This is a genomic window from Dyella sp. (assembly GCF_036746095.1).
In the GTDB taxonomy this organism is placed as follows: Bacteria; Pseudomonadota; Gammaproteobacteria; order Xanthomonadales; family Rhodanobacteraceae; genus Dyella_B.
Genome location: NZ_DAIOEU010000060.1, coordinates 18,892 through 27,083 on the forward strand (window position 1 = coordinate 18,892; position 8,192 = coordinate 27,083).

The window sequence follows — 8,192 nt, forward strand, 5'->3', positions numbered from 1 at the left end:
GGCTGCAGGCATCCAAGGTGCAATCGCATGTTCCAAGCTGGCGCCATTGACCCTAGGGCAACGTGAAATAGAACGTCGCCCCTTCGCCTTCCGCGGCATCCGCCCAGATCTTTCCGCCATGCCGGCTGATGATGCGATGTACGGTGGCGAGGCCGATGCCGGTGCCGGGGAACTGGTCTTCGCTGTGCAGGCGCTGGAATGCGGTGAACAGCTTGTCGGCGTGGACCATGTTGAAGCCGGCGCCGTTGTCGCGCACGTAATAAGCCAGCTCGCCGTTGGCTTTCGTTGCGCCGAATTCGATCCTGGATGGCGCGCGCTTGCTGCTGTATTTCCAGGCGTTGCCGATCAGGTTGTCGAGCGCCAGGCGGAGCAGGCCGGTGTCGCCGCGGGTGGCAAGTCCGGAGGCAACGTCGATGTGGATCTGCCGTGCGGGTTCCTGGCGCTGCAGCATGCCGACGGACTCTTGTGCGAGGCCGCTCAGGTCGACGGGATCGCGGCGCAGTTCGGCACGCCCTACGTGCGCCAGCATCAGCAGATCGTCGATCATTTGCCGCATGGTGTTGGCAGCGTGCAGCACGCGCTCCAGATGTTCCCTGGCCTGCGCATCGAGCATTTCGCTCTTCTGCATGAGCAGGATGCTTGCGAAACCGTCGATGGCGCGCAGCGGTGCACGCAGGTCGTGCGCGGCGGAATGGCTGAAAGCCTCCAGCTCCTGGTTGTTGCGTGCAAGTTCCGCATTCAGGGCGTTGCGCGCGGCAGCCATGGTCAAGTGCGTGCGTACGCGGGCGATGAGTTCCGGGATGGCGAATGGTTTGGCGAGGTAGTCATCGGCGCCGACGTCGAGGCCTTCCAACATCGCTTCCTCGCCGGCGCGCGCAGAGAGGAGGATCACGGGGATGGTGCGGGTGCGACTTTCCGCACGCAGCGCGCGCAGCAAGGCAATCCCGTTCATGCGCGGCATCATGACGTCGCTGAGTATCAGGTCCGGCGGGTTGCGCCATGCGCTTTCCAAGGCGGCCTGCCCATCGGCTACCGCTTCCACCTGCCAGTGGGGGCGCAGCAGCCGGAGCAGATATTCGCGCATGTCGTTGCTGTCGTCGGCAAGCAGGATGCGGCCGGTTGCAAGATGCGCCTGGCCGGATGTGGTCGAATCGAAAACGGAAGGCGGGTCGCTGGAATCGTGACGATTCCATTGCGCCGCCTCCAACACCAGGGCCGGCGCCTTGGATGGCCGCGCAGGCGCCACGTGCTCCTGGGCGACTTGTTCGGCTGGCAGATGTCCGCTACCAGCGGGAAGGGTAACCACGAACGTCGTGCCCTCCTGTTCCACGCTGGAAACACGCACGCTTCCGCCATGCAGCTTGACCAGGTCCTGCACCAGCGCCAGGCCGATGCCGGTGCCTTCGAAGCTGCGCCCTTGCGATTGCTCGACCCGATGAAAGCGATCGAAGACATGCGGCAGCTCGTGCGCGGGAATGCCCACGCCGGTGTCGCGCACCCGCAATTGGGCGTGCCGGTCCTGCCAATGCAAGGAAACCTCGATCTCGCCTTGCAAGGTGAACTTGAAGGCATTGGAGATCAGGTTGAGCACCAGCTTTTCCCATTGCGCCGGATCCACGTAGATCGGCTCGGGCAGCGGCGGGCAGTCGATGATGAGCCGCATGCCGGCTTGTTCGATCAGCGAATGGAAGGCGCTGGCCAGTTCGCGCGTCAGCGTGGAAAGGTCGGTAGGCACGAAGCACAGCGGAAGGCGTCCCGCGTCGATGCGCGTGACGTCGAGCAGGCTGTTCACCAGGCGCAGCAGGCGAATGCCGTTTCGATGCACGACCTTCATGTCATCGCCGTTCAAGGACGCATGGTTGGCGAGCGCGTTTTCGATGACGCCGAGGATGAGCGCCAGCGGCGTTCGAAACTCGTGGCTGACATTGCTGAAAAAGGCGGTCTTGGCGCGATCGATCTCGGCCAGCGCTTCTCCACGCAGTTTTTCTTCTTGAAGCGCACGCGCATTGACCATGGCGCTCGCCACTTGGTCGGCAATGGCCAGAAAGAAGGCGTGGTAGCGCTCATCCAGGCGTCGATGAGGGCTGACGCCTGCCACCAGCAAGGCGGAGGGTGCAGCCTTGCCCGTGCGGTAGAGCGGCAGCACGATCGCTTTTTCCGCCCGTGCATTCCAAGGGCCCATGGGCATGGGCCCGAAGCGGGCCGATAGATCCTCGACGATCGCTTCGTGCCCGGATTGCATGACGGCCGCAAAGGGCCACCCATGCGCGTCGGCGTGGTCATCGGTGGGTACGGGTGCGTGCATGGCTTGCACGTCGGCTTCCTTCCAGCCGCGCGCGGCGATGAGCGTGGCGGCTTGCGATTGATCGTCCACGCCGTATACCAGTACAAACGGTAGATCCAGCGCGTTGGCGGCCAATACGTCGACGGCGATGGCACAGGCTTCATGCTCGGATTTTGCCTTGGCTACGTGCCTGGCCAGATCGTGCAGCATGCGGATCTGGCGTTCGCTCTGCACCTTGACGGTGGTTTCCTGCACGGTGTTCAACACGCCGCCAATGCTGCCGTCGTCACCGGGAATCGCGCTGTAGGAGGACGTGAAATACGTCTCCTCGGCCATGTCGCCGCTGCTGATGAACAGTTGCCAGTCTTCCATCCAGGTGGCGGGATGGCCTTCCTGGATGCTGCGCACCAAGGGGCCCGCCTCATCCCACACTTCGGCCCAGGATTGCGCGCCGGGTTGCGCCAGCGACGCGGGATGCTTCAGCCGCAGGATCGGGCGATACGCATCGTTATACAGCTGCAGCAATTCGGGTCCCCACCAGATCATCATGGGAAACCGGCTGCCCAGCACCACGCCGAGCATGGTCTTCAGGCTGCCGGGCCAACTTTCGACAGGCCCGAGTTGGGTTTGGGACCAGTCGGTGGCGCGCATAAGTGCACGCATTTCGCCCTCGCCGGCGAACAGCCTGGACCAAGCACCCGCAGATACTTCAGGACTCATCGCATGTCCCATGTAAAGGAATAGCCCAAGGCCGCACTGGCTTTCCAGGCGGCATGCCGTTCAATCGGCGCGTTTCAGCCACTCGTCTTCGATTCGCTTGATCATGGCGCAGGTATCCTTGAATCCGGCGGGTTTGCAGACGTAGCCATTGGCGCCATGCTGCATGGCTTCCGCCTTCGCCTCCTGGGCATCCGATCCGCTGTAGATCAGGACCGGCACCCGCCTGGTCCGCTCGTTGGCGCGGAGCTGCGCCAATACCTCCAGGCCATCCAGCCGGGGCAGATGCATGTCGAGCAGGATGAGCTGCGGCAGTGGCGTGGAAGTGGCCTGCTCGCTGTCGAACAACATGTCCAGCGCGGCCTGGCCGTCATAGACGACCTGCATGGTCACCTGCGACTGGTTGAGCTGCAGTGCGTACTTGAATAGGTCAGCCGTCGTAGGGCTGTCGTCGATCAGCAGAATATCCGGCGCGCCCGTGCTCATGCTGCACCCCCTGGCCGAGTCCATGCATTACCGCTGGATAGCGGCGTTCGAATTACCCCTGCAACGCGCCGCAGCGGCAACCATCCTCGCGCGGCACGTTGGCAAGATCAAGCATGCGCCAAGGCAAAATCGATCGCCGCACAAACCGCGGCGACTTGTGCGGCAACGCATTGTTCCGGCGTGGCGCGCGGACTGTCCGGGTAAACCTCGGTCGTGGTGGTGTAGCGGGCCGAGGTAATGCCAGCGCAAAGGCCAAGCTTGCGCAGCGGATACTGGATGATGCCGGGCGCCACCACGGGCGAACCGATGATTTCACCCTTGCGGTCGGCGGGCGCGATGTGGGTGATTTTTGCGACCGCTTCGATCACGGCTTGCTGGAACCCGGGCTGCGAATTCTCGCTGTCGTCCACCAGGTAGAAACCATCGGGCACTTCGCCCGGTTCGAACGCCACGCCATCGCGGGCAGCCAAGGCCGGACGAAACTCGGATTCGTCGGTGTCGGTGGTTTCGTGCAGGTCGATGTGCATCAGCACGCGATCGCGGAAACCCGCCACCAGGCGCAGCAGCGCAGCCGACTCTTCGGCCGGGCTGTTTTCGCGGAAGGAGCGGTTCGGATCGATGGCGTGCGGATTCCAGCGATGAATGCGCTCATACGCCCACGGGCTGATGCACGGTGCAATCACGAGATTGACGCGGCCCTCGTAGGCGGACGCATGCTGTTGCGCGAAGCGCAGCGCGCCGTGCACGCCACTGGTTTCGTAACCATGCACGCCGCCGGTTACCAGCATGCAGGGCAACTCATCTCGCCATGGACGGGTTTTGATCGCCATCAGCGGAAAGGTTTCCGGCGGGTAATCCAGGCGTCCGTATTCCACCACCTCGTAGCGCGAGCGCAGGGTATCGACCACGCTCAACACGTCTTGCTGGTAACTGCGGTGGCGCGTTTGCTTGGCCAGCCACGTGGCGATGTCGGCCGAGCCCCACGGCGTGCCAGGTGTGCCGATCGGGTAGAAGGCGGGAATCGTCATGGCTGGCTCCAAGGTACCGGGGGCTTAGCGGGTAAGCGGCCTAATGTAGCGCACGGAGAAGGCTGTCGGTTTGGTGCTCCGCCGTTCGTCACCCTCTAAGGACCCGCCGTGCTGGGCTGGCGTCCGGTCCTGCAAATGTCACCCACGAACGATTCTGGAGCGAACTTATGAAACGGTTTCTGGCGGTCTATATCGGTACCGAAGCGGGGATTGGCGACTGGAACACCTTGAGCGATGCGGAACGTCAACAACGCGAGAAAACAGGTATCGCGGCATGGAAGCAATGGGTGGAAACCAACCAGCACGCGATTGTCGAAGTCGGTGCGCCGCTCGGCAAGACGCTAAGCGCGTCCAAGCGAGGCATCGGCAAGATCAGGAATCAGTTGACCGGTTTTACCGTCGTGCAGGCGGAATCGCACGAGCAGGCAGCCAAACTGTTTGAAGGCCATCCCCATTTCACGCTGTTTCCTGGCGACTCGATCGAGATCATGGAGTGCCTGCCGATACCGGCCTAGCCTTGCGGCAAACGTAGGCGGGGTGAAATCCGGCATCGTCGATATGTCAGATGCCGGGACTATCATCCCCGCCTACGTGAGCGTCGGATGGTGGCCAGGCTATGAATCAGGTGTACAGCGTAACGATGGGCGAGAGCAGCCATACGCAGGCAAAGCTTATGCCGGCCCAGGCATTCGATCTGTTTCCCACACGTATCTGGCAAGTACAGCTCAAACCGTTGGCGCCGCATTTTGCCGTATGGGTGGAAGCAATTCTCGCCATGCGCGCGGCGGCGCCGGTGCCGGCAGGACGAACCAATCGCGGCGGCTGGAACAGCGTCGACAACGCCGTGCTGCAACAGCCGGTTTTCGCCGAGTTGCGCCAAGCCTTGCGGCACTACTGTGCACAGGCGTTGCATGAGATGGGCGTGGGTTCGCTGGCGTTCGAGTTGCAGTCCTGGGTGAATATCCATGATCGTGGTGGTTTCAATTTCCAGCACATGCATGAAGGGGCCCTGCTGAGCGGCACGTTCTATTTGCAGGTGCCGGAAGGGTCGGGTGCGCTGGTGTTCAAGGATCCGCGCGCGGGCGTGTTGAACTCCTACGCCAGGGGCAACGGCGCGAATGCATACAAGGATATTCAGTTGCGGCCGTCGGCGGGATTGCTGGTGTTGTTTCCACATTGGCTGGAGCATTTTGTGGAGCCGCATGAGCATGACGTGATGCGGATTTGCATTCCGTTCAATGCGTTGCGGGCGTGAGATTTTTCGTCGCCCCGGCAAACGCGTGTTGTGGCGTAGGTTGGGGTGAGCGGAACGCGAACCCCAACATCTCCGGATGCTTGCAGGCCATGTTTGGGTCCGGCTGCGCCTCACCCCAACCCAACCATCATGCAGCGCCTGAGCACCCGCCATGATGAAAGTGACCTCAAGCACCGTCACCCGGCGAATGCCGGGTGACGGATCGGAGAGGGACATGCACTTTCACGGCAACCTGCGCGGAGGAATACCTTGAGCAATTCACAAAAACGTCACCATCGGCCCCTAGCCTCTGCAATCTTCTGAGTTTTGCCGTAGCCTGCTTCGACTAGCGCGGTCGAAGGAGGTTCGATGCGTGAGAAGCATGCAGCGTGGTCGGCGTTGTTCGCTGAAAAGCGCACGACGCTAAGCAACTATTTCCTCCGGCGTGTGGCGCATCGGTGGGATGCGCAGGACCTGGTGCAGGAGGTGTACCTGCGCCTGCTACGCATCGAACCGGCCGATGCCGCGAATATCCGCAGCCCCGAAGCGTATCTGTTCACCGTCGCCGCCAACCTGGTGAAGAAGCATGCCCTGCTGCGCGCGCAGCAGCCGCTGGGCAGCGATGAACTGGAGCAGGTGGTGGAGCAGCTGGTGGCGCCTACCAACCTGGAAGCGGACATGGACAGGGAGTCGCGCCAGCAGCAGTTGAGTGCCTTGATCGACCGCCTGTCGCCCAAGTGCAAGGCGGTGCTGGTCATGCACTATCGCGACGGGCTGTCGTATCGCGAGATCGCCGAGCGCATGTCGATCTCGACGAACATGGTAAAGAAGTACATCGTAAAGGGCCTGGCAGCGTGCCGGCAGAGGATGGCCGAGTATGAATGAGTCGACGCATTTCGACGCGGCGCGGCAAGCGCGCCGCATTACGGAACAGGCGGTGGCCTGGTACATCGAGCAGCAGGAACCGCTGAGCGAGCGCCAGCGCGTGGCGTTCCTGGCATGGTTGCGTGCATCGCCCAAGCATGTTGCCGAGTATTTCGCGATGGTGCGCCTGCACGGCGATATCAAGGCGGCGGCGGCGCTGCAAAAACTCACGTCCGAGCAATTGACCGAGCAGGCCCGGCGCGACAACCCGATCGTGATGTTCCCGCACATGGAAAAGGTGCTGCGCGCAGAGCGCCCACCGCCGCCGGCGCGCAGCCGCCTGGCCCGCTATCTGCTGGCCGGGGCCGCCAGCGCGGCCAGCATTGCCATGGCCTGGCTGGGTGCCGCGCATTGGCGTGCCACCCGGGTACCAGCCGATGCCGTTTTCGCCAAGCACTACAGCGCGACGCAGGCCATGCAGTCGCTGACGCTCGCCGACGGCACACTGGTCCAGCTGGATCGCGACAGCAGCATCGACGTGCACTACGACGGCCATGTCCGCCGCATCGACGTGCACAGCGGCCATGTGCTGTTCGACGTGGGCAAGGACCCGGCGCGGCCGATGTTCGTGGACGTGGGCGGGCATGTATTGCAGGACATCGGCACGATTTTCGATGTGAAGCGCGACAGCAACGGCGATACCTTCACCGTCATCAGCGGCCGTGTGCGCGTGCTCGACGCGCCGTCATCTGCCGCGCAAGGCAACCAGCCGCCGTTGCCTGGTCTGGCGGTCGCGGACCTTACGGCCGGCATGCAGATCGCCTTCGACGTTTCGGGCACCGGCACCGTTCGTCCGGTGGCGGTGGCCCAGGCCACGGCCTGGCTGCCCACCGATATCAGCTTCCACCACGAGACCATCGCCAACGTGGCGCGCCGCTTCAACGCCTATACCGACACGCCGCTGGAAATCGATGACCAGAGCATTGCCGGCAAACGCATCAGCGGCGTGTTCCATGCGGACAATCCGCAAGCGTTCATGGCGTACCTGGCCACCTTGCCGGACGTGCGCATCATCCACGATGCTGATCGCATCCGCGTGGTGGCCAAGCATCAAACTGACACAAAAGCCGAGCGGCTGTAAGAAAAAATTCACCTAAGCGGAGGTACCCGGTTTTGCGCGGCGGGACTCTTCAATGGTATGGGCGGCGATAAACGCGACATGCGTAGCGCCGCCGTTGCCATCCTCCCAGGGTCAGTCCGCATGCGAAACCGTTTAGCGCTTCATATCGCCCTTGTGCTGGGCACAGGCATTCCCCTGGCTGCGTTCGCGCAAGCCGCCGCTCCCCACACCACCGCCATTGCGCCGATGCCGTTGGCCAAGGCGCTGCAGAATTTCTCGCACGAAGCAGGGCTGCAGATCGTGTATGGCTCGGAAATCGCCGACAGCATCCGCAGCGCCGGTGCACAGGCGGGCCTCACGCCGGAACAGCAATTGCGCCAATTGCTGGCGGGCACAGGCCTTACCTATCGCTTCGTAACGCCGAACACGGTGACGATCATCCAGGGAAACGTGGCAACC

Annotated in this window: 7 protein-coding genes and 1 pseudogene; 5 read left to right on the forward strand and 3 right to left on the reverse strand. The window is 62.9% G+C overall.

The window, feature by feature from the left end:
• Positions 1-52 precede the first annotated feature (52 nt).
• From V7M64_RS18535 to V7M64_RS18545, 3 genes are all read right to left on the reverse strand, one after another.
• Entirely contained in the window at positions 53-2,947 is a 2,895-nt protein-coding gene (locus tag V7M64_RS18535) for an ATP-binding protein (RefSeq protein ID WP_333681195.1), read from the reverse strand.
• A 117-nt stretch (positions 2,948-3,064) separates the two neighbouring features.
• Entirely contained in the window at positions 3,065-3,487 is a 423-nt protein-coding gene (locus V7M64_RS18540; RefSeq protein WP_333681196.1) for a response regulator, read from the reverse strand.
• 107 nt (positions 3,488-3,594) lie between these two features.
• A complete protein-coding gene (locus tag V7M64_RS18545; protein WP_333681197.1) occupies positions 3,595-4,515 on the reverse strand; it encodes a M14 family metallocarboxypeptidase in 921 nt (306 codons plus the stop codon).
• A gap of 167 nt (positions 4,516-4,682) precedes the next feature.
• Here V7M64_RS18545 and V7M64_RS18550 point away from each other — a divergent pair, with 167 nt between their 5' ends.
• From V7M64_RS18550 to V7M64_RS18570, 5 genes and pseudogenes are all read left to right on the forward strand, one after another.
• Positions 4,683-5,030, forward strand: coding sequence for a hypothetical protein (locus V7M64_RS18550; protein ID WP_333681198.1), 348 nt, complete (start codon positions 4,683-4,685; stop codon positions 5,028-5,030).
• Between the two features lie 101 nt (positions 5,031-5,131).
• Positions 5,132-5,770, forward strand: coding sequence for a TIGR02466 family protein (locus tag V7M64_RS18555; RefSeq protein ID WP_333681199.1), 639 nt, complete (start codon positions 5,132-5,134; stop codon positions 5,768-5,770).
• Between the two features lie 345 nt (positions 5,771-6,115).
• Positions 6,116-6,634: pseudogene (locus tag V7M64_RS18560) on the forward strand (RNA polymerase sigma factor); the annotation flags it as partial.
• Positions 6,627-7,754 (forward strand): FecR domain-containing protein, encoded by a 1,128-nt coding sequence (locus V7M64_RS18565; RefSeq protein ID WP_333681201.1) that lies wholly within the window; start codon positions 6,627-6,629, stop codon positions 7,752-7,754. The pseudogene V7M64_RS18560 and the gene V7M64_RS18565, both read left to right, overlap by 8 nt.
• Before the next feature lie 120 nt (positions 7,755-7,874).
• On the forward strand, positions 7,875-8,192 hold a 318-nt coding region (locus tag V7M64_RS18570), incomplete at its 3' end, for an STN domain-containing protein (RefSeq protein ID WP_333681203.1).

Excerpts from the sequence above, each read along its gene's own strand:
- V7M64_RS18535 (WP_333681195.1), bottom strand. The coding sequence starts at position 2,947 with ATGCGTGCACTTATGCGCGCCACCGACTGGTCCCAAACCCAACTCGGG.
- V7M64_RS18540 (WP_333681196.1), bottom strand. The coding sequence starts at position 3,487 with ATGAGCACGGGCGCGCCGGATATTCTGCTGATCGACGACAGCCCTACG.
- V7M64_RS18545 (WP_333681197.1), bottom strand. The coding sequence starts at position 4,515 with ATGACGATTCCCGCCTTCTACCCGATCGGCACACCTGGCACGCCGTGG.
- V7M64_RS18550 (WP_333681198.1), top strand. The coding sequence starts at position 4,683 with ATGAAACGGTTTCTGGCGGTCTATATCGGTACCGAAGCGGGGATTGGC.
- V7M64_RS18555 (WP_333681199.1), top strand. The coding sequence starts at position 5,132 with ATGAATCAGGTGTACAGCGTAACGATGGGCGAGAGCAGCCATACGCAG.
- V7M64_RS18565 (WP_333681201.1), top strand. The coding sequence starts at position 6,627 with ATGAATGAGTCGACGCATTTCGACGCGGCGCGGCAAGCGCGCCGCATT.